At 45.9% G+C, this 786-nt stretch carries 2 protein-coding genes; one reads left to right on the forward strand and one right to left on the reverse strand.

The features are described 5' to 3' along the window. Nucleotides 1-361: hypothetical protein (locus A3763_RS29210; RefSeq protein WP_197483110.1), on the forward strand; the 361-nt coding region annotated here is incomplete at its 5' end. A gap of 8 nt (nucleotides 362-369) precedes the next feature. On the opposite strand, the gene A3763_RS24890 is transcribed toward A3763_RS29210, so the two are convergent. Further along, nucleotides 370-693, reverse strand: coding sequence for a hypothetical protein (locus A3763_RS24890; protein WP_068509494.1), 324 nt, complete (start codon nucleotides 691-693; stop codon nucleotides 370-372). Between the last annotated feature and the right edge of the window lie 93 nt (nucleotides 694-786).

The following is a 786-nucleotide window of genomic DNA, read 5'->3' on the forward strand; positions in this document are numbered from 1 at the left end:
GATGTTCGTAGATGATGGCGAACACAGTGTTAACAATGCTTCTTTAGGTGGTTTTTTAAACCTGTCCGGTTTTAACGAGCGAGACCTGAGCGGGCCGCATAAGGCCTTTATGGCATTGATTTATCAATACGACTTACGTGGAGGCTTTATTAGAAAAACAGGTTTGCCCTTATACGTAGGACTTAGCGCAGAAGCTGGGAATGTGTGGAGACAGGATGAGAAAGTCGACCTCGAAGAGCTTATTTATGGTGGTAGTATCTATCTAGGCACCGACACCATAATGGGCCCAGTTGCTTTGGGCTACGGTGCCAATGATCATGGTGCCAGCTCGGTATACTTTTACCTGGGTTACGAGCTGTAAGTTTGCCGCTAAGAGAAGTATTCCACTATCCAGGTATAGAGTAGGTCGACGCTTATATCTGCCAGCTTGATTTGCTGAAATGCATCATCAGGGTCCTTATCTCGGTAAGCGAACTGATACATAAGCTGTTCGGGCTGTTCATCATGCAGAATCAAGATGATTCGTTTACCACTTTTCAGACAATCAATTGTCATGACGTCGGCCGGAATCCCGTTAGCTCGCATATTTTTGCTGACACCGACAACCGGATTAATGTTGGCGTGCTCTTGCTGGATTTTTACGTGAGTGTCGGTGGCCAGGTCGGAGAGAATGGATAAGGGGGTTGTGCTCACGAAGGCTCCTCGTCATGTTTGCTGTGGCTGGTTTGATGAATCATCTCTGCAGGTCTAAATAGCTGTTCTAATAAATAGCTTTTGAAAGACTCT

Source organism: Oleiphilus sp. HI0128 (assembly GCF_001635365.1).